A 24485-nucleotide genomic window follows, 5' to 3' on the forward strand; every position below is an offset into this window, starting at 1 on the left:
ACCCGGCTACAAAACACGTACGGTACGTCGCAGATTCGTGTCGGACTCGTTAGTCGTCCGCGGGGGTTTGCTTCGCTTTGTCGGTGAACTTCTCGCGAACCTTTCTGATCTTCGGTTCGGCGTTGAACGTGCAGTAGGCGTCGCCGGGGTTCTTCTCGTAGTAGTCTTGGTGGTACTTTTCGGCGATGTAGTACGGCCCGAGCGGCTCGATCTCGGTGACGATGGGGTCGTCGAACGCGTCCTCCGCTTCGAGTTCCTCGACGAACGACTCGACGAGTACCCGCTGCTCGTCGTCGTGGTAGTACACCGCGGAGCGGTACTGCGTGCCCACGTCGGGACCTTGGCGGTTGAGCATCGTCGGGTCGTGGACGGTGAAAAACACCTGCAGGAGGTCCTCGTAACTCAGTTTCTCGGGGTCGTACTCGATTTGGACGGCCTCAGCGTGGCCCGTCTCGCCCGTGCAGACCTGCTCGTACGTCGGGTCGGCCACGTCGCCGCCGGTGTAACCCGAGGTGGCTTCGAGGACGCCGTCGAGTTCCTTCATCGCCGCCTCGATGCACCAGAAGCAGCCGCCGGCGAACGTCGCTGTCTCCGTGTTGCTCATAGGGTAGATACGGGCGCGAGGCGTTAAGATGCTACGGAAAGGGAGGTCGTTTGGCCGAGCGCGTTCGGTTACTCGTTCAGCCGCGACATCTCGTCGTCGGAGAGGTCGATTCGGGACGCGGCGACGTTGTCGTGGAGGTGGTCGACGCTGGATGTGCCCGGAATTGGCAGTATCACCTCCGAGCGGTGGAGCAACCACGCCAGCGCGATCTGCTGGGTCGTCGCGTCGTGCGCGTCGGCGATCTCCTCGACGGCGTCGGCTTTGTCGCCCAGGTCGCCCGCGCCGAGCGGGTACCACGGGATGAAACCGATGCCGGCGTCTTCGCACGCCTCCAGTACGTCCTCCTGCTCCCGGTCGCCGACGTTGAATCGGTTCTGGACGGTGGCGACGTCGAGGATGTCGCGAGCGGCGTCGATTTGATCGACCGAGACGTTGCTGAGACCGACGTGTTCGATTTTTCCGTCGTCCTTCAGTTCCGCGAGCGTCCGCACCGACTCCTCGAAGTCGACGTCGGGGTCCGGGCGGTGCAGTTGGTAGAGATCGATGCTGTCGACGCGGAGGCGGTCGAGGCTCCCGAGGACGGCGTTGCGGAGGTAGTCGGGGTCGCCGTTCGGTATCCAGTCGCCCTCGTCGTTGCGGAGCAGGCCGCCCTTGGTGGCGACGACGAGGTCCTCCGGGTACGGGTGAAGCGTCTCGCCGATAAGTCGTTCGCTCACGGCCGGGCCGTAGGAGTCTGCGGTGTCGACGAGGTCGGTTCCGGTCGCGATGACCTCGTGGAGCACGCGGCGGGCCTCCTCGCCATCGTCGGGTTCGCCGATGATGTTCTCGCCGGTGAGGCGCATCGCGCCGTAGCCGAGTCGATGCACGGTGAGGTCGCCGCCGATGTCGAACGTGTCACTTCGGTTTTCGAGCGTCATAGAGGAAGAGACGGCCGCGAGATAGTAGCCTCTTGGGTGACCGGCGCGCGCCGCCCTTCAGTGACCGCAACGCCTGCTTCCCTGACGGTCGACCACAACGCTTGCCTCCCCCGTTGCCAAAGTCACGGGCGATGGCCGAACAACTCACTGTCGGCGTTCTCCGCGGCCGCGCTCACGGTCGGTCGAGCGAAGAAGCGGCCGAGGCGCTCCGCAAACGACTGCCGACCCACGACGTTCGCTACGCGCGGACGCGCCCCGAGGAACTTGACGTCGCCGCAGATGCCGACGTACTCGTCGGTCTCCGCGCCGACGAAGAACTGCTTGAACACGCCCCGAACCTGCACGTCTTCGCCGCTGGCTCGGCGGGCGTCGACCACCTGCCGCTCGACGCGTTCGCCGACCGCGACGTCGCGGTGACGAACGCGTCGGGGGTCCACGGACCGAACATGGCCGAGCACGTGCTGGCGACGTTGCTGTCGCTCACCCGCCGCCTCGACGTGGGGATGCGTCGGCAGGCGCGCCGCGAGTGGCGGCGGTTCCAGACTCGCGGCGAGTTGTACGACAGCACCGTCACCGTGGTCGGTCTCGGCGCAATCGGCGAGGCGCTGGTCGAACGCCTCTCGGGGTTCGGCGTCCACACCGTCGGGGTGCGCTACTCGCCGGAGAAAGGCGGGCCGACGGACGAGGTCATCGGCTTCGAGGACGACGAACTGGCCGACGCGTTCGCGCGGACCGACGCGCTCGTCCTCGCCTGCCCGCTGACCGAGACGACCCGCGGGCTCGTCGACGGCGACGCGTTCCGGACGCTCCCGACCGATGCCATTCTCGTCAACGTCGCCCGCGGCCCCGTCGTCGACACCGGCGCGCTCGTCACCGCCCTGCAGAAAAACTCGATTGCCGCGGCGGCGCTGGACGTGACCGACCCCGAACCGTTACCCGAGGACCACCCGCTGTGGACGTTCGGCAACGTCATCATCACGCCGCACAGCGCCGGGGACACGCCGCGGTACTGGCAGCGCGTTGCCGACATCGTCGCCGAGAACGTCGAAAGGCTCGCAGAGACCGAAGAGACCGCGGAGCTCAGGAACCGAGTGGAGTTCTGAACGGAGCCTCACCGTGGCGGGAGCGCGTCGAGTCCGCGCGTCGGTCGGAACTCGTCGGGGATCGTTTCGAGCGTCTCCGTCTCCTGAGTGAACGTGCCGCGATAACTGAGGACGTGACCCGCGAGTCGGTTTTCGACGACGGCGTCGACGTGGTACCGCTCGTCGGCGTCGTCGTACCGCTCGCGAACCTCGACGCTCGCCGCCAGCAGGGCGGGAAGTCGGACGTACCGGTCGCCGCGTCGAACCCACTGGCGGCCGCTTTCGACGACGAGCGCGCCCGCCTCGACCGATGGTCGGAGTTCCGTGACGAGGAGACCGCCCGTTCCGAGGAAGTCGAGTAATCGCCCGTTCTCGGCGTCCCAGACGGTCAGCGAGTCGAACCGGCGGCGTCCGTGGTCGAAGCGGAACGTTCGAATCGTCGAAAGCGCCTCGCGCCCGGCGTCGTCGCGCAGACCGACAGTTTTCAGCGTGAACGGGACGTCGTTACCGGCTTCGGGAAAGAGGAGATTTCGGGAGGCCATCGCGTACAGCGCCGGCAACACGTGCGTCCCGCGACTGATGTTCATCTCACCGCGGCCGACGCAGAGCGCGTCGTCTTCGGCGTCGAGGACGTATCGCTCTCGAACCTCCGGGTGGAGTTCGTCGGCTTCGGACCCGAGCGCCCGCTCGTAGACGCCGGTCATCGGCGCTCTTCCTTCCAGAGTAGTCCGGTAACCGTACCCGAGAGAACGGTTTCGTCGCTCCAAGAGCAGACAACGGTGGCGGTGAGGTCGTACCGGTCGGAGCGCTCCTCGACGGTCTCGTAGGTCCACGTGCAGGTGATTCGCTCGTTCGTGTACACCGGGCGAGCGAACGTGAACTCCATCGTGTGCGCGAGGACTCCCTGCTCGCCGCCGATTTGGGTGGGGAGCGTCGCCGTCAGCAATCCATGAACCATCCGCCGCCCCTCCTCGTCCGGTTCGGTGTGCTGCGGTTGCGTGTCACCCGAGAGATCGGCGAAGGCGTCGACTTCTTCGGCGGTGAACGTGCGTTCGACCGTGTGGCTATCGCCCGGTGTCGGCGGAGTCATCGTCTGGAGAGTTAGAACACCTCGAGAGTAAAAGCGAGGGTAGCTCTCGTCTCCGTCGTTTGTATAGTAATATCTGATTTATAAGTCTCGCGTCCGTCGAGCCAGTCGGCCGTTTTCGGACTCGAACGCCGGACTGACAGCTATTTACGGCTGGCTACGTCAAACGGAACCGATGCACCAGGAGAGTGACCCGGCGACCATCGAGTCGGCTATCGAGCGCTATCTCGACGGCGTCGAGGCGGGGAACTCCCGGAAGAACTACCGCTCGGTGCTAGCCGGGTGGGCCGCGTGGCTTCGCGACGAGGCAGACGTGGCTTCACTCAACGGCCTGACCGTCATGCACTGTCGGCGCTACGCCCGTCACCTGAAAGAACTTGTGCGCGAAAGTGAACTCCGCGCGAGCACGGCAAACACGTACTACGCCTACGTCCGGGCGTTTCTCGGGTTCTGCGTGGCCGACGAACTCCTCGACGTGAATCCGGCGAAATCGGCGCGTGCGACCGACGAACTCCCCGAAGACCACGGCGACAGGGAACGTCAGTTCTGGCGCCGTAAACAGCGGAACGCTATACTCACTTACGTCGACCGCCGAGCCGAGGAGGCGCAAGAGACCGGCTCCGAGCGCGAGATACGGCGTGCGCTTCGCGATAGGGCGCTCGTCGCCCTGTTAGCACTTTCCGGCGTTCGCGGCGGTGAAGCGTTCGCCGCTGCCGCCGACGACAGGCGCTCGGGACTGACGTGGAACGACGTCGACACCGACGCCAACGCAGTTCGGGTGTTCGGCAAGTCCCGCGAGTACGAGTACGCGCAGTTGCCTGAACGCGCGAGTGCGGCGCTCGTCGACCACCGCGAGTACTGTAAACCCGCCGACGCGTCGTGGCCGGTGTTTCCGACCGGTCACGGTCCGTCACTTCGGCAGGCTATCGAGATGCAACTCGGCGCGCGGGGGTGGACTGACGAGGAGATCGACGCACGCTGCGAGAAAGCGCCGTTGTCGCATGTCGTCCGCGAGGAGCGGGTGACGCCGCCGTCGCTCACGACGAACGGCGCGCGGAGCGTGATGAAGCGTCTCTGCGCCGACGCGGACATCGACGTTCGCGGCGAGTACCTCAAACCGCACGGTGCGCGGCGGGGGCTGGGCCACGAACTGTACGCCAGCGGTCACGCCGAACTCGCGCAGTCAGCGCTCAGGCACGCGAGTATCGAGACGACGCACGAGTCGTACTCCGACATCCGGGCGGCCGAAACCGCTCGACGGGTCGACCGGGTGTTGGAGCGCGACGGAGCGTGACTGATCGAGTTTCTCCCGATTGCTCGCGGCTGCCCGTACCTACCCCTCGAAGTCGCCTTCAAGCGTCACGCGGTCGCCCGTCACTTCCGCGACGGAACCTGAACCGACGGGGTAGCGCTCCTCGTCCGCGCCGCCCCACGTAACTTCGACACCTTCGCCGAAGCGAAGGTAGAACCCGTCGTCGGTCACCTCGTCGACGGTACCGACCTCGTTTCCACCGTCGTCATAGACGGATTTGCCGACGTCGTCCTCGGATAGTTGAGATGCCATACGCGACGTACGACCGCGAGCGGGGAATAACTGATGGCGGGACGAGTGGTCGAGGTCGAACACAGCAACGTTTTGTCACCTGCCGGTGAACCGCCGACAGCATGCCCTCCAGTATCGTCAGCTGTACTCGGGAACGCCTGAATGCGGTCATCTCTCTCAGACGTTTTCGACCCACCCGTGACTGAAAACGAAACGTCGACGGTGTTCGTCGTCTGTCTCTGCGTACTCGCCCTCACCGGCGGTATCTGTTACATTGCCGTCTCGCCGCAGTTTGGGGAGCGAAGCGCCGCCGAATCGACCCCGAGCTCCGCGACGGTCGGGTCGGAGGAGCGACTCCACCGACTCCACGGCGCTGGACTCACCGGCGAGAACGTCACCGTCGGCATCGTAGACGTGACCGAATTCGACCGCTCACAGTCGAATCTGAGTGAGAGAGTCGTCGTATCGCGCACGTTCGAATCGGACAAATCGGTCGGAGTGAGTCTGGACCGTCGGTCGAACACGCACGGAACCAGCGTCGCGTCCATTGTCGCTCGAACCGCGCCCGACTCGAAGCTGTATCTCGCGACAGTCGATTCGCCAGAGGGCTACGAACGGGCAGTTGAGTGGTTTCTTCGAGCGAACGTTGACATCGTCGTCACCCCCGTCTCTTTCTACGGCAAACCCGGTGACGGCAGTTCGCGTGTCGCCCGACTCGCGACGAGGGCGACCGAACGAGGAGTCGTCTTCGTCGCCCCGGACGGGAATCTCGCGCGGGGGCAGTGGTCCGGACGGTACCAGTCGGGGCGAAACGAGTCAGGAGCGACCGGCGTCCATCAGTTCGGCAACGACGAGCGGAACTATCTGCGCGGCGACACGGGAACGGTGACGCTCTGGCTCTCGTGGGACGACGCGCATCGAAACGAGGCGTTCACCGCTGAACTATACCGAACGACCGAAGACGGAACGCGTCTCGTCGCTCGGTCACAGCCCTACACGGCCGACACGACCCCGAACGAGCGGCTGACCGCACACGTCGGCTCGGGGACGTACTTCGTCGTCGTTCGTGGCCCTCGAAACGAGACGACGGCGCGAGTGACGCTCGAATCGTCGACGCACGGGTTACAGTTTACCACGCCCGAACGGAGCGTCACTGCCCCGGCGACGGGACAACTTCTCTCTGTCGGCGCGTACGACCAGCAGGCAGAACGACTCGAACCGTTCAGTTCGCGCGGGCCGACCGACGACGGTCGTCTCGGCGTTGACGTGGTCGCACCGAGTCGCCACCGCGTCGCCGGGCAGGAAGAGCCGTTCGTCGGAACGTCCGCGGCCGCCGCCTACGTCGGCGGTGTGGCTGCGCTCTTGCTAGACGCGGACCCGACGCTCGAACCGTGGGAAGTCGAGCGCCGACTCGAACGAACGGCGACAGACGTCGGGAAGACCGGAATCGACACATCGACGGGGTACGGCCGTGTCGAACCGGTTGCGGCCGTCGGCAACGGGACGGTTAAATCAGCATTTGACTCATAGATAGCACTTAGTACCGACTCGTCGTCGGTCCGAACGAAACTCCACTCTAGCTATGTCCGGATTTATCGACAAACTCCACCAGCGTAGTTCGACGACGAACGAATGTCCTCGCGTCCTCGACGTCCAGTCCGAAGAAACTGACGAAGTGCTCGATGCGCTCGCGTCCGATACGGCACGTCGACTGCTTCGCAGCCTGTTCGAAGAGCCCCGAACCCCCTCGGAACTCGCTCACCACACCGACACGTCGGTCCAGAACATCAACTACCACCTCATGAACCTCAGAGAGGCTGGTCTCACCGAGGCCGTCGATACTCAGTACTCCAAGAAGGGTCGTGAGATGACCGTCTACGGGCCGACAAGCGACCCTCTCGTCTTCGTCAGTAACCACGAACTCCGGCCCGCCGTCGACCGATCGCTTCGAGAACTCGTCGCCGGACTGGGTATCCTCGTCGGAGCGAGCGTTCTCGTCCAGTGGGGTACCGAGCGGTTGGTCGGGGGGTCGCGAGACGCGGTTCTCGGTCCGGCCAGTTGGGGTGCGCCGGACCCGGGTACGACGCTCGCGTGGGTCGTCTTCGGAGTCGTCGAACCGGGTGTGCTCTTTTTCTTCGGTTGTCTTCTCGTCGTTGCCGCACTCGCACTCACCGCAGACGCGTAATTCGCCTGCCTGACTCGCCGGAAAATCGTCCGTAGAGAGAATTTGGGAACCGGTACGACCGGAAGTTACGACCGATTACGACCGGTTACGACCGGAAGAATCCGAGGAGAACGCCGATACCTACAACGGCGAGAGCGCCGCCGAGCGCGAGTGCACCGACGCTCCCGAGAAGATTCGACATGCTATCGAGAACCGTCGATTGATTCCGCACGGGCGTCTCCGTCTCTGACTTCGGCGTCGGCTCGGCCGTTTGCGTCGTCGGTGTCTCGGTCAACACCGGAGTTTCGAGCACGGAGAGCGTGCCGACGTCGACCGGTTCGCCGTCGGTATCCGATCCGAGATACAGTCGCAGCGGGTAGTCGCCGGGGTCGAGAACCCGGCTCAGTTGCGTCTGCGACTCGTCCACTACGTCGTCGTCGGAACGCGTCGGAGAGGAACTGAACCCTGCTTCGCTGGTGTCGAACTCGATAACCGCGCGACCGTCGTCGTTCTCGTCGCGAACCGTCACAGTGGCGGTGAAGCCCACATCCTCGCCGCCGATGACGAGTGTCACTCGGCTGGCGTCGCCGTACGTCACTGGGATACGCGCGGTGTTGCTCTGTCGGACCCGAACGGCGGGTACAACGGTTGCTTCGTCGGCGGGCGGCAGCGTCATCTGCGTCGGGGACGAGGTGCAGTCAGTGCACGGTTCGAGTCGGCCGTCCACGTCGTCCGACGAGAGACCACCGCCGTATGCGGAGATGGTAAACGACGTGTTCGCCTGCTTGTCGCTCAGGTCGAACGAGACGTTGAACGTCCCGTACTCGTCTACCTCGGTGAACCGACTTTCGAGGAACACGTCGTCGGCACCGTGTGCCGACCGTATTCGAACAGTCACTTCGATTCCCGCGTCCAGCGTCGTCTCGCCGTGGACCACCTGGTTCTCCGCAGCTTCGAGCAGGAGTTCGTCACCTGCGTAGAGGAGGACTAGCTCTTCGTCCGAATCGTCGGCAGCCGCGGCGACGGTACCGGTTCCCACAGCAGTCAGGAGAACGGAGAACACGACGAAGCCACGTGCGACAGCTGTCAGCATCGTTCGTCGACGCACTGCCGACTCGCGGGTCAACGTCGACTGTCGAGTCAACATCCAATCACCGACGGGCGTCGACGAGACGGCGTTTTGTCGGAGGGCGGTGCAACGGCGTTCGCGTTGACGGCGACGTCCAGCAGGGAGTTTCGAACGGTCACGAGTCAGCAGATAGCCGAGTAGGGTGATAATGTCGGCGATAAGTTAAGTCTCGACTGAAGTAACGACACCAGAGAGAACGGGGACCGGTACGACGCTCGTCGCCGCATGTCTGAACCGTGACTGACCAGAGTGTGCGTGAGCGTCGCATTCGAGGCTACCGTAACGCGCTTACATAAAATGGACGCATACGGTAACAACCGCAGTTTCGTTTGTCTCGGTTGATACTCGAATCGTCCGACTGCGGCCGGACACACTCTCGCGCAACCGGTAACGCTGCCCGTAGAATTACAATTTTTACAACTTTTACAAATTTTAGAGCCACCACGCGACTGAGACGACTCGGCAGGATTTCTTAAAGAAAGTGGTTTTTACAAATTCTGGAAATTCCAAAGCGGGTGGACAGTCAGGTGCGCGTGGATACTGTTAAGCCACGTCGGAGAGACGTGAGCGACGATGACACGGTCGACACTTGGTACGCGGTGTTCGAATTGGAGACTGTCTACAAATTGTAAAATGTTCACGCAGTTCGGACGGGGTGAGATGCGGTGAGTCGTGCGGTCAGCGTCTCGCTGCAGAAAGGCGGCGTCGGCAAGACGACTGTCGCGATCAACCTCGCGGACGCGCTCGCTGCGCGGGGCAACGACGTACTGCTCGTCGATTTGGACCAGCAGGGGAACGCAACGGAGGGCGTCGGTCTCAAGGAATGTTACGAAGCAGAGAGTCCGCACATCGGCAATGTCCTCACCGAGGACGACCCCGTCGCCGTCGACGCGGTGATCCGCGAGCGCGAGGGGTTCGACGTCGTTCCGGCGCACGTCGACCTCGACGGGGCCGAGGACCGAGTTCGAAACTCGACGTTCGGGGTGCTGTGGGTCCGCCGTCGCATCGTCGAACCGTTGCTCGGCGAGCGCTACGACTACGTCGTCATCGACTCACCGCCGAGTCTCGGGCCGCTCTCGGACGCGGCGCTCATCGGGTCGGGTAACGTCATCGTTCCGCTGCTGATGAGTGAACCGAGCGTCAGCGGGTTCGAGCGGATGTGGGAGCAGCAGATCGTTCCGATTCGCCAGGAGGTTGACCTCGAACTGCTCGCCATCGTGCCGAACGACCTTAGCGGTAACAACGAGGAGAAGCGCATCATCCGCGACCTCGAATCCTCATCGTTCGCCGAGTACCTCCCCGGGTTCGCCCGCAGCACGGAGTTTGACGACGACGATTCACCCGGTCCCGGTCTCCGTCGCCGCATCGCGTTCCGGCGCTCGTGGCGCGACGGCAAGACGCTGCGCGAGTACGAACCGGACAACGACATGGTCGCGCGCCTCAACGAACTCGCCCACGTCGTCGAAGCGGGAACGGTCGACGTCGGCGCCGACAGTGACGCCGACAGGAGCGAGGAGAACGAAGAGGTGACGGCCAGTGCCTGACGGCAACCGTTTCGCGGGGTTGAGCGACGCGCTCGGCGACGAGGAAACGGCCGAAGAAGCACAGAGAACGGAATCGCCTGAGGGTGCGGACGACGAGACAATCAGCAGCGAAACGATGGACGATGAAACGCTCGACGAGGAATCATCGGCATCGACGCCCGAGGAGGGCGGCCCGGCGTTCTCCTTCGAGGAGACGACCCCGAAGAGCGTCTACGTCCGCGACCAGACGCTCGACGCGCTCGAAGACCTCGAGTTCGAGGTGGAGGTCGCGCTTCGGCGCGAGCACGGCGTCCGCGACGTGACCGGCCGGGAGTTTCACGACGCCTTGGTGCGCGTCGCGGCCGAGCACGCCGACGACATCGCCGCACTGGTCGTCGAGACGCGCGAGGAGTAGGCGACCGTCTCCGAGGTCGTTCGTTTACGGTGACGATCGGTTTGAATCGATAGACCCTGAAACGGAACCGTTTGCACAGGATGACTGTCGACGAACGTTTATCGGCGTCCTCGTGGCGAACTCATGTGCAGAAACCATGGCCACAGAAACACAATCCCTGCAGACGCTTCGAGACCTGTTCGAGTACGAACTCGGCTGTATGTACTACGTGGAGAACCAACTCGTCGACGCGCTCGACGAACTCGCGATGCAGACGCCGAACGAGAACGTCAGCCAGGGCTTCGCCGACCACCGCGACGAGACCCGACAGCAGGTCGAACGGCTCGAACGCGTGTTCGACGCCATCGACCGCGAACCATTCGAGCACGAGGTGTACGCGCTCGACGGCATGCTCCAGGACAAACGTAACTTCGACGAGATGGTCGGAGAAGACGAACTCCGCAACGTCCATTATCTCGGCGCCGGAATGAAGACCGAGCGGTTCGAGATAACGGGCTACGAGAGCCTCCAGATGCTCGCTGACCGGCTGGATATGGGTCGCGAGGTGACCGAGCCGCTGGAGCAGAACCTCGACGAAGAGCAGCGAACGCTGGACGAACTCCAGACGATGGCGACCGGGTCGAAACTCAAGGAACTGTTCCAGAAGCTCACCGGGTGAGCGCGGCGGCGGTCGGGCGAGACGGGGACCGAGTGCCGGTTACCGAGGCTGTCTTTTTCGCGTTGAATCGGGTCCTCTCCGCGATAGCAGGCGCTTTCGGCGGTAGAGCGTCGCCTCGTCCGAGCGGCGCATCATTACTCCTCCTCGTTGCGAGCGACGCCTCACCCCTCCATACCGGGCGGCGGTCCCTCCGCTTCCAACCCGACGAGCACGAGCGGTTCGTTGTCGGCGTCGAGCATCTCGCGGACCCGGTCACGTTCGCCGCGGTCCTCGGCCGAGCGAACCATTTCGCGGTAGTGCGCGTCCCGGGCCGCCGCCGTCAGGTCGTCGTCGAGTTCGAGTTCCTCTCCGAGTCGCTCCCAGAGGTGCTCGCTCCCGTAGAGGTAGTACGACTGGTCGTCCCGCCAGCCGAAGTGGTGGCGGTTGGAGTACTCGTACCCGCCGTCGTCGCACTCGAAACTGCGTTGGACGGCAGCCAGCGCCTCGGAGAGGCCGTCGCGGTCGATGCCGCGCGCGTCGGCGACGGCGTCGACGACGTCGTCGTGGAACGGGTAGTCGGTCATTGGTGGTCACCACCGAACCGTACGAGACGGCAACGGAAGAGCACCGAGAATCGTGTTCCGTGGCTGATAAATCTGGTCACTCCGTCACTCCGGTCGCGCGGAGAACGAACGGCATCAGGAGCCCTTGGACGACGGTACCAACGACGGCGACGCCGAAAACGAGCGTGCGGAGTGCATCCAAATGGGGGACGCCGTCGGGGAGGCTCAGCACCAGCGCGACCGGAACTACGGTGTGGAGGCCGCCCCAGACCATCACGTGCTGGATGGTGAGCGGGACGCCCTCGTCGGCGACGCGGTTCGCGAGACCGACGACGGAATAAATTGTTACCGCGCGCGCGAGGACGACGAGGACGGCCACGAGGACGATGAGGTCGAACTGCGCGATGAAATGGTCGAACCGGACGTTCGTCCCGATGAGCAGGTAGACGAACGTCGAGACGAGAAACGCCGCCGTGTCCCAGACCGTCCGAACGAACTGCGCCTCGTCACTCCGTTCGGTGAACTGTTCGCCCGACAGCCCCAGCGCGAGACCGGCGCCCACCGTCGCGAGGACACCGCTGACGCCGAGGGTGTGTTCGGCGAGCACGTAGCTCCCGTACGCCAGAAGCAGCGTGAACAGCACGGTCCCCATCGGGTCACGGATGTACCGCGTCGCGTAGCGTCCGAGGTAGCCGAAGAGCACGCCGACGAGCAAGCCACCCGCGCCGACGACGACGAGTCGGACGGCCAACTGCTCTATCGAGACCAGCGAGAGAAACTGCGAGGTCGAGGGCGCTCGCGATCCGAAGGAGATGGTACCGAGGACGACAGTGAACACGACGATAGCGACGCCGTCGTTGAGCAGGCTCTCGGCGTCAACGACCACCGAGAGTCGTTCAGGCGCGTCCAACTCGTCGAAAAGCGAGAGCACCGCCGCCGGGTCCGTCGGCGAGATGATAGTCGCGAACAGCGTTGCAACCGCCAGCGGAACCGCCAGCGCGACGTGTGTCGAGACGGCGAGCAGCAGGATCGCGAGTGGTAGACCGACGACGACGAGCACGAGCGGCAGTTCCCAGTTCCGTCGGAACGTCTCGTGGTCGAGTTCGACCGCACCTTGGAACAGCAGCGTCGGCAGGAGGATCGCCATGATGAGGTCGTGCGAGAGCGTGAGCGTGAGAGGGATCTGCAGCGCAGAGACGGCGAATCCGACGAGTACGAGCGTCACCGAATAGGAGACGTTCGAGACGCGGTCGGTGAGCAACCGAACGAGAAGCGCGAGCGCGGAGACGCCCAGGAGCGTCGAGAGCGTAGAGACGGCCTCGGGCATGGGAGGCAGTGTACCGGGGAGACAGTGATGTAACTAACTCGCGTCGAACGGAATGTACTCGTATCGATAGAGTGGAGAACCGAACCCCAAAGCGTCGCACCCGATTCTGCGGTCGAAAGCCGCCAGTTCCGTAAGGTCCGTCAATTCGAGCGGTCCGCGCCTTCGAGCGACGCGCCGAGTAACTGCGCGAGACCGTTTCTGAGGTGTTCGTGGAACGTCGCTGGGGCGATACCGAGTCCCTCGGCGATCTCCTCGCCGGTACTCTCGCGGGGCCACGTGAAGTAGCCGGCGACGAACGCCGCTTCGAGCGCGGCCTGCTGTTTGTCCGTGAGCCGCGAGGCCAGCGCTGACTGGAACTGCTTGAGCGTCTGGACGCTGCGCGTCGTTGAGCGCTGGGCGACGAGTTCGGCGTCGGGGTACGCCCGCTGGACCGCCGTCGCGATTTCGCGGATGTCGATCTCGTGGGGCACCTCGACCACGACGCGGAACTCGCCGTCTTCGACGACGGCTTCGACGACCTGCCCGCCGTACGTCGCCAGTTTCGAGGTGATTGGCGTCTCCGGCGAGCGAATCTCGACCAGACAGCCGTCCTCCTGCTCGGAGACGACGCGGGCGTGGTCGACCGAGGGGTCGTCGGTGAGCGCGGTCCGAACCTCCTCCCATCCCATCCCGTTGACGCGGATGAACTGGATGGCTTTGTCGTCGGCGAGCGGAATCGTCCGCTCGTACGTCACCGTGCAATCCCCGTCGTTCGTCGCGCCGAACAGCGGGCTGCTCGGGTCGCGCATGACGAACTCCAGTTCGACGACGATGTTGTCCAGAAGCGCCTCCTTGCGCTCGATGGCGTTGATAGCGTGGCCGACGATTTCGCGGAGTTGGGCGACGGCGCCGCGTTCCTGCCCGCTGAAGGCGTGGTCGCGCGACGAGTAGATGGTGAGGACGTCGTACTGGAACTCCTGGAAGCCGATGGGAACCGCGGCCGCCGAGTTGTATCCGTTCTCCAGCGCCCACGCGCTCCACTCGCTGTCGGCCTCGTCTTCGATGTTGGAGACGACTACGACCTCCTGCGTTCGGGTCGCCCGCATCGCCGGCGAGGCGAACCGCTCGTCGTCGGCGTTAGCCACGTCGAGCGCCTCCGTCTCCGATTCGAGCGCGGCGGTGTCGATTCCGTCGCTGGCGCGGGGCGTAATCGTCCCGCGGGCGCTGTTGACTTCGCCGATCCACGCCGCCGCGTACGACGAGGAGTCGGCGAGTCGCCGACAGACGAGCTCCTCGACTTCCTCGCGGGTCGACATCGAGACGAGCGCGCTGTTGATACCCTGGATGACTCGGTTTATCTGGTCGAGCGCAAGCAGCTGTTCGCGCTGCTCTCGGAGCTTTCGTTCCCGCTGCTTCCGTTCGGTCACGTCGCGCTGTGAGCCGAGGAAGTGGACGATTTCGCCGTTCTCGTCGCGAATCGGGACGACCTCGACCTGATTCCAGAACGGCGTGCCGTCCTTCCGGTAGTTTTTCAGCTCTACCGAGGCGGGTTCGCCCTCGTCGACGGCCTCGCGCAGTTGGTCGACGGCTTCGGGATCGGTGTCGTCGCCCTGGAGGAAGCGACAGTTCTGTCCGATGGCTTCTTCGGCCGTGTATCCGGTGACTGCCTCAAATCCGCGGTTGACGTAGATGAGTGGGTTGCCGGGGCGACGTGGGTCGGTGAGACAGAGCGCGATGGAGGCGTCGTCCATCGCGCGGATTTTCACCCACCGGTCGCGGCCGTGGATTCCCTGCTCGCTCTCGTCCGGTTGGACGCCGACGGAGCCGCGGAACTCCTCGTCGGGCGGGCGGGAGATGAGGTCGAGCGCGAACGAGGCGGTGTCGTCGTCGGCCGTCGGGACCTCGGTCTCGACGGTTTCGACCGAGATGGTGTTGGCGTCGAGCAGCCGCTGAATCGCCTTCGCGAGGGCGTCGTTCGCTTCGTCGTCGGGTTCGTCAACCTCGCGCGTCAGAACCGACAGCGCGTCCCGACCGACGAACTCTTCGCGGGTGTATCTAGTCGTCTCCAAGAAGCGGTCGGTCACCGCGGCGATGGTACCGTCCGTCTGCAACCAGATGGTGCATCGGTGTGTCGTATCGGGCGCTCCCGAGGCGATTCGGCGTCCGTCTTCCGGCGGGTTCTGGTGTGTCATCTTTTGGGAGATCTGTAGTCGAAGACCGGTGTTTCAGCTCTCTGTGATGGCCCACAATCGAACTCTCCTCTCACCGGTAAACTGTCGAGCGTGTAGCCGTAGTGGGGACACCGAGTACGTGGAAGTCGGGTTATATTCACACAGGGATGCCGTTACGCTGGCTATCGTCTGGGTGCTCATAATTAGTGAGGGTGTGTGTGTGTTTGTAACCGCTATATGGGAGAGTCTCCACGAAGAAACCAATCTCTTTCGGCCGTTAACATATGGGAGTTCGATACAGTGGTTCTGTCGATGTACGACCGACCTGTCGATTCATCTACGCCCGATATCGATAGTCGTCCAGTCACGTCGCTTTCTACCGGGCAACTCCAGACGCTCTTTGCCAGTAGTCGACGCCAGCAGGTCGTCCGAGCGATTCGGACGTATCCGCGGCCGATATCGTTGGATACGCTCGTCGACGCTGTCGTCGCACAAAACCCCGAGGACGTTCCCGACGAGGCGGCGGTCCGAAAACGACTCCGAGTAGCACTGTACCACGTCGACCTGCCGAAACTCGACGAGGCAGAGATCATCTGCTTCGACGGGGACGAACGGGTCGTCACGGACGTAACCGACGACATCGACGGTATCCGTCTGCAACCGACTGAGTAGTCGGAGAACCTAGTGGTATCCCAATCTCTTACGGGATTATCTTGACACCGAGACTCGCGCAAGCTCACACCGTGGCGCAGATCGAAATCACGCTTCCGAACGACAAGCAAGCACAGTTCGAGCGTTTCGCCGAGGAGGAGTTTCTCAACGAAGAGCGAGCGGTAGAGGAACTGCTCACCGCCGGTCTCGACGCCTACAGAGATGTCGCCGACCGAGAGGAGACCGAAGTCGAGAGAAGCCCGTTCGCCGCCGGCGCCGAAGAAGAGTACGGCCGACGCGGGGAACTTTAATTCGGACGACTGTTTTCCGCCCGCGTCGAAAACGCCGACCAGCACCGATAGCCGGGGGTTCGAGAACCCCGACACTTTGTAAACGGTGTGCAATTTCTACAAACTGTAGGAAGCGTACAAGTTTACAAATCTCTACTCACGTCCCGCCAAGGAGTGGTATCTGCGTCGTCGAGTGGGCGAACGTGCCCGCTCGGAACGCGAGTTCGGCACTGATTGAGGGACAGCAGTCACTGTCGGAAGCGACCGAGAGTTACCGACAGTTCCGACACGTTCTGACAGTCACCGACAGTCTGGCGGTTACAAACGAGCTACCGGCGGTCGCCGACGGTCAGCGGCGGTCGAACCGTTCGAGCGCCGTCAGGAGACCGACGTACTCGGCGCGGCGGGTCGCCAGCGCGGCCAGTCGGTCGTCGAGGTGGTTGAGCGCGTCGTGGACGTCGTCGACGACGGCGTCGGGGTCGCGTTCGCCGACCTCGAACTGGACCCGTCGAACGTGTTTGCAGCGAACGTCGCGGTACTGGAAGTCGGGGCAGGTGCAGGCCGGTTCGCGCGTGTCGACAACGTACTCGTCGCCGCTCTGCGTGCGGACCCGGTAGAAGTCGGGGGCTTCTCTGTCGACGAACATCGTCTCGGTGAGCGCGCGCACGTCGCGTTCGTCGACGGAGGTCGTGGTCGATTCGGTTATCGCGTCGGGAGTATCTGATGTCGAGGTCATGTGTCGCCCTGGTGTGTTTCGGCGAGGCGAGGTGCTCTGGAGGCTATCGGTTCGCACTCGATTCAGGGGACGCACGGGCATAAATCGACGCTTCGTCGGATTTCGGACGTGTCGGAGCGGAAGCCTGTTTCGTTTCGAGTGGACGGATTTCGAGACGCCCAGATGCAGCAGAGATGTCCGGACGGCGGCGGGGACCTCGGTCACGGTTGAGACGGGGTAGCGCACGAGGGTGTCGAACTCGGCCAGTATCAACAAAACGCTGATAGTCGTCTCCGCCGATATTACGGTCGTGACCGGACGAATTCGGCGGTGTCTCGCGGTCGTCCTCGCGGCGCTTCTGGTCGTCTCGTCGGCCGGCGTCGGTGTCGGCGCAGAGACGTCGCCGAGAGACGACGGTGCGTCCGTCCCGTACCGCTCGGCGGCGGGAGCGGCCGCCGAGAACGTCGGCGTCGAACAGCAGATTCACCTCTCGAACGGCACCGGACCCGGCGCGGTTGCCGCCGAGGTGACGTACCGTCTCAACGACGAGGCGACGGCGCTGGAACTCCGGTTCGATGAGGCGGCGAACGTCACCGTCGCGGAGACGGCGGGGTTCGAGCGCGTCGAACCCGGCGTCTACCGCTGGACGGGCGAGCGCCGCCGCCCGACGCTGACGTTCGAGCGGTCGGTGAGCCGGACGACGCTCGACCACCGCGGCGCGGGCGTCGACACGGGGACGTGGGCCGCCGTCGACGTGCGGCGGTTCACTCCGTCGATTCGGGGACGGACCGCAGGAGCGACGGGCGTCTCGACGGCCGTTTCCGTCGAGGGGCCGGGCCACGCGACGCCTTCGTTCGCCTTCCTCGGTCCGGTTGAGGTGTCCAACCGGACCGTCGACGGCGAGCGAATCAGCCTCGTCGTCCCCGACGCGGCGTCAATGGCGTCGGAGCCGTCGGCGGTGCTCGCGTCGGTGGCGTCGGCCGCGGAGCGACTGCCCGAGAGCGACCGCGACGAGGCGCACCTGTTCGCGATTCCGTCGGGGTACGTTCAGACGACCGCCGGCGGGTTGAGCTTCGACGGTGGCGCGACGGCGTGGGTCCGCGACGACGCCTCGGTCGACGCCCCGAGCAACGTCTGGGTCCACGAGTACGTCCACGTGCGGCAGTCGTACAAGGCGACGGCCGAGATGCGGTGGTTCCGCGAGGCGAGCGCCGAATACTACGCCAGCTATCTGCCCCTGCAGTCGGGCGACCTCGCGTTCGAACGGTTCCAAGCGACGGTGCGCACCGACGCGTACGACGACGCCGTGTTGTCGACGCCGTCGAACTGGTCGAGTCCGCTCGTCCCGTATCGGAAAGGCGCTCGCGCGCTCGCCGCGCTCGACGCGTCGATTCACGACGCCACCGACGGCGAGCGGACGTTGACGGCGGTGTTCGAGCGGGTCAACGCCCACGAGGGAACCGTCGACTACGAGACGTTCCGCGCGATAGTCGTCGACGTGAGCGACGAGTCGGTCGCGGCGGAACTCGACCGGACGGTTTGGTCGACGGCGACGCCGAACGTCTCGACGCGGCCGCTCGACTACACTCAGTATCCGAGCGACGACCCCGACACCGACGGTCTCACCAACGCCGAGGAGCGAGCGACCGGTACGCACCCGTTCGTCGCCGACACTGACGGCGACGGCTACGATGACGGCGAGGAGCGAGAGCGTGGAACCGACCCGACCGTCGCGGACTCGACGCCCGAGACGGGAGGCGAGGGCGAAGAGACCGGCGACGGAACTGACCGCACTGACGCAGGCGTCGTCGATACTGACGGTGACGGCCTCTCGGACGCTACAGAACGCGAGCGGGGAACCGACCCGACCGACGCCGACACCGACGGCGACGGTTACGACGACGATCGGGAGGTGGCGGTCGGCACCGACCCGACGGAACCGACGGAGACGGTGTCGTTCTGGGTTGCGCGCCTGTTCGCGGCGTTCGAGTCGGTCGTTTCGGGGAGTCTAGTCGCTCGGTAGTTCTCGTCGCTTCGGGAGTTCTGAGTGTATGAGAACGCGCACGCTCGCGTACGCGAGAGATGAAATTTGAGCGGTAGAGTGATCGAAGCCCACGTCACTCGCTGGCTTCCCGTTCACCGCCGTCGAGCTGTCTGACCGCGACCGTTCCGGGGGAGACGACGACCTCGCACCCGCTGAACGAGAAGACGAACTGTCCGTCTACCGACCTGTCGGTAAACAGGTCGTCGAGTGCGTCGGGGTCGACCCTCCCGTACAGTTGATCGAGTTCGAGCGGGTCGCGCCCGGTGGTCGTTGCGACGGCCCTGACGACGACTTCGCTGATAGACTCGCCGCTGGCGGAGAACGTCCAGTATGAGTCGTCGGTCGTGCGGTACGAGTCGTCGGTCATGCGGTACGTGTCCCGTTCGAGATGGTCATCTGCACAATCGGGCATATCGGACATTCCACTCCAGACCGCCAGATATTACCATACACTACGGTCTACGGGCCCTACCTAAGGAGTTATGGTATCTCTGTTCAACGACAGTGTCAGACGAAAAACAGCAAAAGGGAATCTAGCGTACTCACCGATGACGCGCTCGGTGGGCGTTCGGTGACCGTCCGGAGTGCCGGTTCGTCGCAGCTTGGAAACCGAATTCTATCACCGAGAGCGGGTCGAAAACGAAACTCTGAGTCGGCAACAGCGGCACCCTCGCAAGGAAAACGGGCTAAAAGAGAGACGTTGACCATACCGTGCATGGCACTACAACAGATCTCACATCTGTCCGACGAACAGCGCGACTGTATCGACAACTGCTTCGAGGCGACGCAGGTCTGCGAGTGGTGCGCCGACGAGTGCATCGACGAAGGCGAAGGGATGGAACGCTGTATCCGTCTCTGCCGAGACGTCGCCGACGTGGCGTCGATGCACGCGCGATTCATGGCGCGCAACTCGAACTACAGTACCCACCTCGCGGAAGTGTGCGCGGGCGCGTGCGAAGAGTGCGCCGAGGAGTGCGAGCAGCACGACCACGAGCACTGCCAGGTGTGCGCCGATGTGCTCCGCGACTGCGCGGAGTCCTGTCGGAACATGGCGTCGGCGTAACGTCGACGAACCGCTCGACGGACGGCAGTCCTCGTCTGAACGCCCGCAACTGGTGGACGAGACCTTTAGATAAACACGATTTTTTGGCCGGAAATATGGTTATTTAGATAGACATTCTTTCAAATAGACTAGTTCTCGGCGATAGTCCGTTCCTACTCGGCGAGAATGGACACAACGGATAAACCGACTCTTCCCGATGGCCTACCTATGGCCGGACGGATTAGTCTCCGAGTCGTCTTTGTCGCTCTCATCGCACTCTCCGTACTCGCAGTGGGATTCGGGTACGCGTCGTCTGCGACCGAGTCCACGTTCGAAAGCAATCTCGCCGACGACGGCGTCGCCGACCCGAGCGCCCAAATCGCGCCGGAAACGGACGGCATCACCGTCGTTGCCACCGACTCGAACTCGTGGCGCGGCGAGAGCGCCGACGGCCCGCGGGCGCGCGCTGAACTGGTCGCGTTCAACCCGAACGGGTCGACGCTGTACTACAACGACACCCACACGCGGTACTGGGACGTCGACCCCGTCAAGGGCACCGACGCGACGGTCGAGTATCTGTACGCCGATCACCTCGACCCCGACGAGTGTCCCGACGAGTGGAACGCCTCGGAACTCGGGGTCGACCAGGAGACGCTCGACACCTACCTCGACGCGCACAGCGACGTAAACGCCTGCACGCAGAACGGTATCGAACGCGTGAACCTAACGACCGGCGAAGTCGAGCGCATCTACTCCGTCGAGACGCCCGGCAAGCATTCCTCGCGCTGGCACGACGGCGACCGCATCAACGAGACGCACTACGCCGTCGCCGACATCCTCTTCGACCGGATGTTCGTCGTGAACACCGAGACCGAGGAGATCACGTGGACGTGGAACGCCAGCGAGGAGTTCGAAACGGGCGAGACCGGCGGTCCGTACGCGGAGGACTGGACGCACCTGAACGACGTCGAGGTGCTCGACGACGGCCGGTTCATGCTGAGTCCGCGCAACCTCGACCGTGTCATCTTCGTCGAACCCGGCGAGGGCGTCCAGGAGGACTGGACGCTCGGCGAGGAGGACAACTACGACATCCTCAACGAGCAGCACAACCCCGACTACATCTCCGAGGAGAACGGCGGTCCCGCCGTCATCATCGGTGACTCCGAGAACAACCGCGTCATCGAGTACCAGCGCGAGGACGGCGAGTGGACCGAGACGTGGAAGTGGCGGGACGCCCGGATGCAGTGGCCCCGCGACGCCGACCGACTGCCGAACGGCCACACGCTCATCTCCGACTCCAACGGCAACCGCGTCTTCGAGGTGGACGAGACGGGCGAAATCGTCTGGAGCGTCAACATCGCGTTCCCCTACGAGTCCGAACGTCTCGGCACGGGTGACGAGTCCGCTGGAGGACAGAGCGCGCAGTCCGCGGATATCGGTTCCCGCGACGCCTCGATAGACGAGCAATTCTGGATCGGCGTCAAGAACGTGATACCCGGGAAGTACCTCAACGGCCTGATGTACATCACGCCCCCGTGGATGGGAATCCCCGAACTGTTCGCCATCTTCGTCGGTCTCGTCGGTGTCGTCGGCCTCGTCGTCGTCGAAGCCGCGGGATTCATCTCGCGACGGCGCGGCGGGTCGACGACGGACGGCGACAACGTGACGACGGCTCGTGACGACGACTGACGAACGCTGTCGGATCGCCGACTTCGTCGGGTTCGTCGGGTCCGCCACTGCGCGAACGTCGCCGAGGAACCCGAGCTACCGGATGAACCGTCTGTAGAACTTCGCAGCCACTTTCAGACCCGCATTCCGCCGCCCGAGACTGTGGTACTGGACCACCTCGGGAGCGAACTTCGCCTTGTAGTCGCAGAGACGGGGGTTGTTCGCCCCGACGAGGTTGTACGTCGTCTCCCCCCGTTCCATCGCGTCCCGCATGATCTGCCAGTCGAGCAGGTCGTTGACCGGGAGGTCGTGGTCGGTCTTCGCGCCGCCCTGCCAGCGGTAGACGGTGTCGTCGTGTGCGAGCGTCACCATGCCGCCGACGAATTCGTCGTCCGCGCGGAGCACGTACGGCCGGACGGAACCGTCGGGCAGCCGACGGTAGAGATCGGTGACGAACTCCGGGGTGACCGTGTACGACTCGCCCTGCTCTTCGTGACGGAGGCGGACCTGTTCGATGATGCGTTCGATAGCGGCCGCTCCCTCCACGTCGATGTCGTAGTCAGCGTCGGTGCGGACGTTTTGGCGGGCGTCGCTGCTGAAGGAGTCAAGTAGCTCCTCCTCTCCGGGCGAGAGGTCGACGTGGTAGGTGTACCGCGGCGTCACGTCGAACTCGTTCCACTCGAACGGCCGCGGGTCGTCGTAGCCGCAGGCGGTCCGAAAGTGAGTGTAACTCGGGTCGAGGACCGTGTCGATCCACTCGACCGCTGCCTCAACGACTCGTCGATGGCGTTTCTCGGCCCGTCGTTGTTTGAGATGCTCGAAGTTGAGCAGCGCCGGGCCGAGATACGACACCCAGAGGTCCGGCGGCGGCGAGAAAACCCCCTGAATACCGGCTTTCGAGAGCGAGAACAGCGGGAACAGACAGATCGGTTCCTGTCCTTTGTAGCCGACGAGCGGCGTGAGTTCCGCGCCCGCGTGGTCGGCTTGCACCTCCAGCGCTTCGAGTCGGTGGTAGACGGTTCCATGCGGGGACTGCGAGACGAGGTCGTTCCAGCGTTTGAGTTCGTCGTCGGTCGCCGGAGCGATACTGACGCCGTGTTTTTCTATCGAGTCGGTGGGTGGGGTGGTCGATTGTGCCATCGTTATCGTTCGAGATAGCCGAGGTCGGAGAGTCGTGTTTCGACGACGCGGTCGGCCGTCGCTCGGTGCGTCTCTGCGTCGTACGACGGATACGTGCGCGGACCGACCGCCGTCACGGGGGCAAGCGGTTCGCCGTCCATCCGCTCGTCGTAGGGGACGCCCAGCGTCGACAGCACCGTCGGGGCGACGTCGAACAGCGAGGCACCGTCGAGGGGCGCGGCGGTATCGACGTCGCCGCCGGCGAGCGCGACGACGCCTTCGAATTTGTGGTTCCACGACTCCTGCGGGTCGGGGTCGAACACGTCGCCGCGGAGTCGGGCGGTGAGAAAGTAGTTGTAGTCCGCCGGAACGGCGACCACGTCGGGGGCGTCTTCGACGTACGGTCCCTCGAAGAACGCCTCCCGACGGGCGACGCGCTCGAAGACTGGGTCGCCCTCGTCCGTCGTAGTCGCTCGCAGACAGTCGACGAGCGCCGACCGGACCGCCTCGTACTCGCTTTCGGGGACGACGCCGCTCGGTTCGCGACCGGCGAGGTTGACGCGGACGCCGAGTTCGATGCGCGAGCGCAGATACGCCGACGACGCTGGGAAGTCGACCTGTTCGCTCGCGGCCTCAACCGCCGAGGATGGGACGTGTCTGAGGACGAACGACGCCAGACCCAGACGCGAGAGCACGCGGCCGAGTCGCTGACTCGTCAGGCCGACCCGCGCGAGCGTCGAAAGAAGCGCCGTTGTCGCGTCGCTGCCGACAGTTCCGTCACCGATTCCGTCGTCGCCGTCGGTACCCGGCCGAAGTCGCTCGGTCGCGATGCGGTTCCACGACGGCATTCCCTCGCCCCCGCGCCGAGTTTCGAGGAAGCCGTGGGCCGCCAACTGCTCGTTGACCCGCACCTCGCCGCCGCGGTACTCGCCGATGCCGTGGTCGCTGACGACGACGACCGTGTCGGGGTCGCAAGCGTCCAGTATTCCGGCGAGTTCTCGGTCGACGGCCTCGTAGACGGCGCGCACCGCCTCGTCGTCCCCAGGGCACTCGTGGAAGACCGTGTCCGTCTGCTGGAACTGGACGAAACCGAACTCGGGGGCGAACCGGTCGGCGAGGTAGCGGAACGCCTCGCCGCGCATCCGCACCAGCTCGCGGTAGGTTTCGATTCGCGACTCGGTCGTCTCGCCGGCGTCGGGGGGCGCGTACACCCGATACTCGCCGAGTTCGTCGCGGAGGTCGTCCATCAGTCCCGCCGGGTGGCAGTCGGGGGCTTCGGGGGCGATGTAGCCGGGGACGACCGCACCGTCTATCTCCGGCGGCGGATGGGTGACCGGCGCGTTGACGACGACGCTCGTCAGGCCCGCCTCGTCGAGATACTCCCACAGCGTCCGCGCTTTCACGTCGGAGGCGTTGACGACGTCCCAGTCGTACCCCTCGAATCGGAGAAACCCGAACACGCCGTGTTTTCCAGGGTTGACGCCGGTGTACACTGACGGCCACGCGCTCGGCGTCCACGGCGGGACCTGTGACGCCAGCGGTCCGGCCGTTCCCTCCTCGAACACCGACCGGAGCGCCGGGAGCGCGCCGTCCTCGAACAACGGGTCGAGAACCGGCAGGCAGGCGGCGTCGAGGCCGATCAGAAGCGTTCGTACAGTGTTTGATTCGCGCACCATCCTCGGTAGTTTAGAGGGGAAATGCGTCCTTTGTTATGAACCAGCTTGAATATCGTTTTCGTTCGGAAAATACCGTTTTTTGGATAAAAATGGGCTTTCTACCCGTTTTATCGCTGAATAGATCCTGTTTTAGAATGTG

Annotated in this window: 25 protein-coding genes; 12 read left to right on the forward strand and 13 right to left on the reverse strand. The window is 64.2% G+C overall.

Going from position 1 to position 24485, the window contains the following annotated elements; genetic code table 11:
- Window positions 1–49: 49 nt before the first annotated feature.
- Both msrA and LAQ58_RS05330 read right to left on the reverse strand, forming a co-directional pair.
- Window positions 50–604 carry a peptide-methionine (S)-S-oxide reductase MsrA gene (msrA, locus tag LAQ58_RS05325; RefSeq protein WP_224449570.1) on the reverse strand — a complete coding sequence of 185 codons (555 nt, stop codon included), beginning with the start codon at window positions 602–604 and terminating at the stop codon, window positions 50–52.
- Between the two features lie 68 nt (window positions 605–672).
- The gene (locus LAQ58_RS05330; protein WP_224449571.1) at window positions 673–1521 is read right to left on the reverse strand and encodes an aldo/keto reductase; all 849 of its coding nucleotides are present in this window, start codon (window positions 1519–1521) and stop codon (window positions 673–675) included.
- A gap of 131 nt (window positions 1522–1652) precedes the next feature.
- Here LAQ58_RS05330 and LAQ58_RS05335 point away from each other — a divergent pair, with 131 nt between their 5' ends.
- Window positions 1653–2624, forward strand: coding sequence for a D-2-hydroxyacid dehydrogenase (locus LAQ58_RS05335; RefSeq protein WP_224449572.1), 972 nt, complete (start codon window positions 1653–1655; stop codon window positions 2622–2624).
- Window positions 2625–2632: 8 nt separating this feature from the next.
- Here LAQ58_RS05335 and LAQ58_RS05340 read toward each other — a convergent pair whose 3' ends face one another.
- Window positions 2633–3307 (reverse strand): DUF4166 domain-containing protein, encoded by a 675-nt coding sequence (locus LAQ58_RS05340; RefSeq protein ID WP_224449573.1) that lies wholly within the window; start codon window positions 3305–3307, stop codon window positions 2633–2635.
- Window positions 3304–3693 carry a MaoC/PaaZ C-terminal domain-containing protein gene (locus tag LAQ58_RS05345; protein WP_224449574.1) on the reverse strand — a complete coding sequence of 130 codons (390 nt, stop codon included), beginning with the start codon at window positions 3691–3693 and terminating at the stop codon, window positions 3304–3306. Before LAQ58_RS05345 ends, LAQ58_RS05340 begins: the two co-directional genes overlap by 4 nt.
- A 172-nt stretch (window positions 3694–3865) precedes the next feature.
- Here LAQ58_RS05345 and LAQ58_RS05350 point away from each other — a divergent pair, with 172 nt between their 5' ends.
- Window positions 3866–4984, forward strand: coding sequence for a tyrosine-type recombinase/integrase (locus tag LAQ58_RS05350; RefSeq protein WP_224449575.1), 1119 nt, complete (start codon window positions 3866–3868; stop codon window positions 4982–4984).
- Between the two features lie 39 nt (window positions 4985–5023).
- On the opposite strand, the gene LAQ58_RS05355 is transcribed toward LAQ58_RS05350, so the two are convergent.
- A complete protein-coding gene (locus LAQ58_RS05355) occupies window positions 5024–5254 on the reverse strand; it encodes a hypothetical protein (RefSeq protein ID WP_224449576.1) in 231 nt (76 codons plus the stop codon).
- 177 nt (window positions 5255–5431) lie between these two features.
- On the opposite strand from LAQ58_RS05355, the gene LAQ58_RS05360 reads away from it, so the two are divergent.
- Complete coding sequence (locus tag LAQ58_RS05360) at window positions 5432–6763, forward strand: S8 family serine peptidase (protein ID WP_224449577.1); 1332 nt, start codon at window positions 5432–5434, stop codon at window positions 6761–6763.
- 52 nt (window positions 6764–6815) lie between these two features.
- Complete coding sequence (locus tag LAQ58_RS05365) at window positions 6816–7418, forward strand: ArsR/SmtB family transcription factor (RefSeq protein ID WP_224449578.1); 603 nt, start codon at window positions 6816–6818, stop codon at window positions 7416–7418.
- Between the two features lie 85 nt (window positions 7419–7503).
- Here the strand turns inward: LAQ58_RS05365 and LAQ58_RS05370 are convergent, their stop codons facing one another.
- Complete coding sequence (locus LAQ58_RS05370) at window positions 7504–8490, reverse strand: BGTF surface domain-containing protein (RefSeq protein WP_224449579.1); 987 nt, start codon at window positions 8488–8490, stop codon at window positions 7504–7506.
- A gap of 701 nt (window positions 8491–9191) precedes the next feature.
- Between LAQ58_RS05370 and LAQ58_RS05375 the strand changes: the two genes are divergently transcribed.
- The 3 genes from LAQ58_RS05375 (at window position 9192) to LAQ58_RS05385 (ending at window position 11122) form a co-directional block, all read left to right on the forward strand.
- Window positions 9192–10070 (forward strand): ParA family protein, encoded by an 879-nt coding sequence (locus LAQ58_RS05375; protein WP_224449580.1) that lies wholly within the window; start codon window positions 9192–9194, stop codon window positions 10068–10070.
- A complete protein-coding gene (locus LAQ58_RS05380; RefSeq protein WP_224449581.1) occupies window positions 10063–10464 on the forward strand; it encodes a DUF7970 domain-containing protein in 402 nt (133 codons plus the stop codon). Before LAQ58_RS05375 ends, LAQ58_RS05380 begins: the two co-directional genes overlap by 8 nt.
- A 136-nt stretch (window positions 10465–10600) precedes the next feature.
- Window positions 10601–11122 (forward strand): YciE/YciF ferroxidase family protein, encoded by a 522-nt coding sequence (locus tag LAQ58_RS05385; protein ID WP_224449582.1) that lies wholly within the window; start codon window positions 10601–10603, stop codon window positions 11120–11122.
- A gap of 161 nt (window positions 11123–11283) precedes the next feature.
- Here the strand turns inward: LAQ58_RS05385 and LAQ58_RS05390 are convergent, their stop codons facing one another.
- From LAQ58_RS05390 to LAQ58_RS05400, 3 genes are all read right to left on the reverse strand, one after another.
- Complete coding sequence (locus LAQ58_RS05390; RefSeq protein WP_224449583.1) at window positions 11284–11685, reverse strand: DUF8048 family protein; 402 nt, start codon at window positions 11683–11685, stop codon at window positions 11284–11286.
- 76 nt (window positions 11686–11761) lie between these two features.
- On the reverse strand, window positions 11762–12991 hold the full coding sequence (locus tag LAQ58_RS05395; protein ID WP_224449584.1) for a cation:proton antiporter: 1230 nt from the start codon (window positions 12989–12991) through the stop codon (window positions 11762–11764).
- A gap of 140 nt (window positions 12992–13131) precedes the next feature.
- Window positions 13132–15162 (reverse strand): bacterio-opsin activator domain-containing protein, encoded by a 2031-nt coding sequence (locus tag LAQ58_RS05400; protein ID WP_224449585.1) that lies wholly within the window; start codon window positions 15160–15162, stop codon window positions 13132–13134.
- 291 nt (window positions 15163–15453) lie between these two features.
- Between LAQ58_RS05400 and LAQ58_RS05405 the strand changes: the two genes are divergently transcribed.
- Both LAQ58_RS05405 and LAQ58_RS05410 read left to right on the forward strand, forming a co-directional pair.
- Window positions 15454–15813 carry a DUF7344 domain-containing protein gene (locus tag LAQ58_RS05405; protein WP_224449586.1) on the forward strand — a complete coding sequence of 120 codons (360 nt, stop codon included), beginning with the start codon at window positions 15454–15456 and terminating at the stop codon, window positions 15811–15813.
- A 71-nt stretch (window positions 15814–15884) separates the two neighbouring features.
- Window positions 15885–16103 carry a DUF7120 family protein gene (locus LAQ58_RS05410; RefSeq protein WP_224449587.1) on the forward strand — a complete coding sequence of 73 codons (219 nt, stop codon included), beginning with the start codon at window positions 15885–15887 and terminating at the stop codon, window positions 16101–16103.
- A 328-nt stretch (window positions 16104–16431) separates the two neighbouring features.
- On the opposite strand, the gene LAQ58_RS05415 is transcribed toward LAQ58_RS05410, so the two are convergent.
- Entirely contained in the window at window positions 16432–16818 is a 387-nt protein-coding gene (locus LAQ58_RS05415; protein WP_224449588.1) for an SWIM zinc finger family protein, read from the reverse strand.
- 289 nt (window positions 16819–17107) lie between these two features.
- Here LAQ58_RS05415 and LAQ58_RS05420 point away from each other — a divergent pair, with 289 nt between their 5' ends.
- Window positions 17108–18820 (forward strand): thrombospondin type 3 repeat-containing protein, encoded by a 1713-nt coding sequence (locus LAQ58_RS05420; protein ID WP_224449589.1) that lies wholly within the window; start codon window positions 17108–17110, stop codon window positions 18818–18820.
- 94 nt (window positions 18821–18914) lie between these two features.
- Here LAQ58_RS05420 and LAQ58_RS05425 read toward each other — a convergent pair whose 3' ends face one another.
- Complete coding sequence (locus LAQ58_RS05425) at window positions 18915–19253, reverse strand: HalOD1 output domain-containing protein (protein ID WP_224449590.1); 339 nt, start codon at window positions 19251–19253, stop codon at window positions 18915–18917.
- A gap of 303 nt (window positions 19254–19556) precedes the next feature.
- On the opposite strand from LAQ58_RS05425, the gene LAQ58_RS05430 reads away from it, so the two are divergent.
- Window positions 19557–19904 carry a four-helix bundle copper-binding protein gene (locus LAQ58_RS05430; protein ID WP_224449591.1) on the forward strand — a complete coding sequence of 116 codons (348 nt, stop codon included), beginning with the start codon at window positions 19557–19559 and terminating at the stop codon, window positions 19902–19904.
- A gap of 207 nt (window positions 19905–20111) precedes the next feature.
- Window positions 20112–21572 carry an arylsulfotransferase family protein gene (locus tag LAQ58_RS05435; protein ID WP_224449592.1) on the forward strand — a complete coding sequence of 487 codons (1461 nt, stop codon included), beginning with the start codon at window positions 20112–20114 and terminating at the stop codon, window positions 21570–21572.
- Between the two features lie 75 nt (window positions 21573–21647).
- On the opposite strand, the gene LAQ58_RS05440 is transcribed toward LAQ58_RS05435, so the two are convergent.
- Both LAQ58_RS05440 and LAQ58_RS05445 read right to left on the reverse strand, forming a co-directional pair.
- Window positions 21648–22691 carry a lipid II:glycine glycyltransferase FemX gene (locus LAQ58_RS05440; protein ID WP_224449593.1) on the reverse strand — a complete coding sequence of 348 codons (1044 nt, stop codon included), beginning with the start codon at window positions 22689–22691 and terminating at the stop codon, window positions 21648–21650.
- 2 nt (window positions 22692–22693) lie between these two features.
- Window positions 22694–24346 (reverse strand): alkaline phosphatase family protein, encoded by a 1653-nt coding sequence (locus tag LAQ58_RS05445; RefSeq protein ID WP_224449594.1) that lies wholly within the window; start codon window positions 24344–24346, stop codon window positions 22694–22696.
- Between the last annotated feature and the right edge of the window lie 139 nt (window positions 24347–24485).

Source organism: Haloprofundus salilacus (genome assembly GCF_020150815.1).
GTDB lineage: Archaea > Halobacteriota > Halobacteria > Halobacteriales > Haloferacaceae > Haloprofundus > Haloprofundus salilacus.

Bases quoted from the DNA above. Each gene is read 5' to 3' on its own strand.
- LAQ58_RS05345 (WP_224449574.1), bottom strand. From the start codon at position 3,693: ATGACTCCGCCGACACCGGGCGATAGCCACACGGTCGAACGCACGTTC.
- LAQ58_RS05430 (WP_224449591.1), top strand. From the start codon at position 19,557: ATGGCACTACAACAGATCTCACATCTGTCCGACGAACAGCGCGACTGT.
- LAQ58_RS05435 (WP_224449592.1), top strand. From the start codon at position 20,112: ATGGCCGGACGGATTAGTCTCCGAGTCGTCTTTGTCGCTCTCATCGCA.
- LAQ58_RS05330 (WP_224449571.1), bottom strand. From the start codon at position 1,521: ATGACGCTCGAAAACCGAAGTGACACGTTCGACATCGGCGGCGACCTC.
- LAQ58_RS05440 (WP_224449593.1), bottom strand. From the start codon at position 22,691: ATGGCACAATCGACCACCCCACCCACCGACTCGATAGAAAAACACGGC.
- LAQ58_RS05445 (WP_224449594.1), bottom strand. From the start codon at position 24,346: ATGGTGCGCGAATCAAACACTGTACGAACGCTTCTGATCGGCCTCGAC.
- LAQ58_RS05370 (WP_224449579.1), bottom strand. From the start codon at position 8,490: ATGCTGACAGCTGTCGCACGTGGCTTCGTCGTGTTCTCCGTTCTCCTG.
- msrA (WP_224449570.1), bottom strand. From the start codon at position 604: ATGAGCAACACGGAGACAGCGACGTTCGCCGGCGGCTGCTTCTGGTGC.
- LAQ58_RS05395 (WP_224449584.1), bottom strand. From the start codon at position 12,991: ATGCCCGAGGCCGTCTCTACGCTCTCGACGCTCCTGGGCGTCTCCGCG.
- LAQ58_RS05335 (WP_224449572.1), top strand. From the start codon at position 1,653: ATGGCCGAACAACTCACTGTCGGCGTTCTCCGCGGCCGCGCTCACGGT.
- LAQ58_RS05350 (WP_224449575.1), top strand. From the start codon at position 3,866: ATGCACCAGGAGAGTGACCCGGCGACCATCGAGTCGGCTATCGAGCGC.
- LAQ58_RS05340 (WP_224449573.1), bottom strand. From the start codon at position 3,307: ATGACCGGCGTCTACGAGCGGGCGCTCGGGTCCGAAGCCGACGAACTC.
- LAQ58_RS05425 (WP_224449590.1), bottom strand. From the start codon at position 19,253: ATGCCCGATTGTGCAGATGACCATCTCGAACGGGACACGTACCGCATG.
- LAQ58_RS05405 (WP_224449586.1), top strand. From the start codon at position 15,454: ATGTACGACCGACCTGTCGATTCATCTACGCCCGATATCGATAGTCGT.
- LAQ58_RS05400 (WP_224449585.1), bottom strand. From the start codon at position 15,162: ATGACACACCAGAACCCGCCGGAAGACGGACGCCGAATCGCCTCGGGA.
- LAQ58_RS05365 (WP_224449578.1), top strand. From the start codon at position 6,816: ATGTCCGGATTTATCGACAAACTCCACCAGCGTAGTTCGACGACGAAC.
- LAQ58_RS05390 (WP_224449583.1), bottom strand. From the start codon at position 11,685: ATGACCGACTACCCGTTCCACGACGACGTCGTCGACGCCGTCGCCGAC.
- LAQ58_RS05355 (WP_224449576.1), bottom strand. From the start codon at position 5,254: ATGGCATCTCAACTATCCGAGGACGACGTCGGCAAATCCGTCTATGAC.
- LAQ58_RS05385 (WP_224449582.1), top strand. From the start codon at position 10,601: ATGGCCACAGAAACACAATCCCTGCAGACGCTTCGAGACCTGTTCGAG.
- LAQ58_RS05415 (WP_224449588.1), bottom strand. From the start codon at position 16,818: ATGACCTCGACATCAGATACTCCCGACGCGATAACCGAATCGACCACG.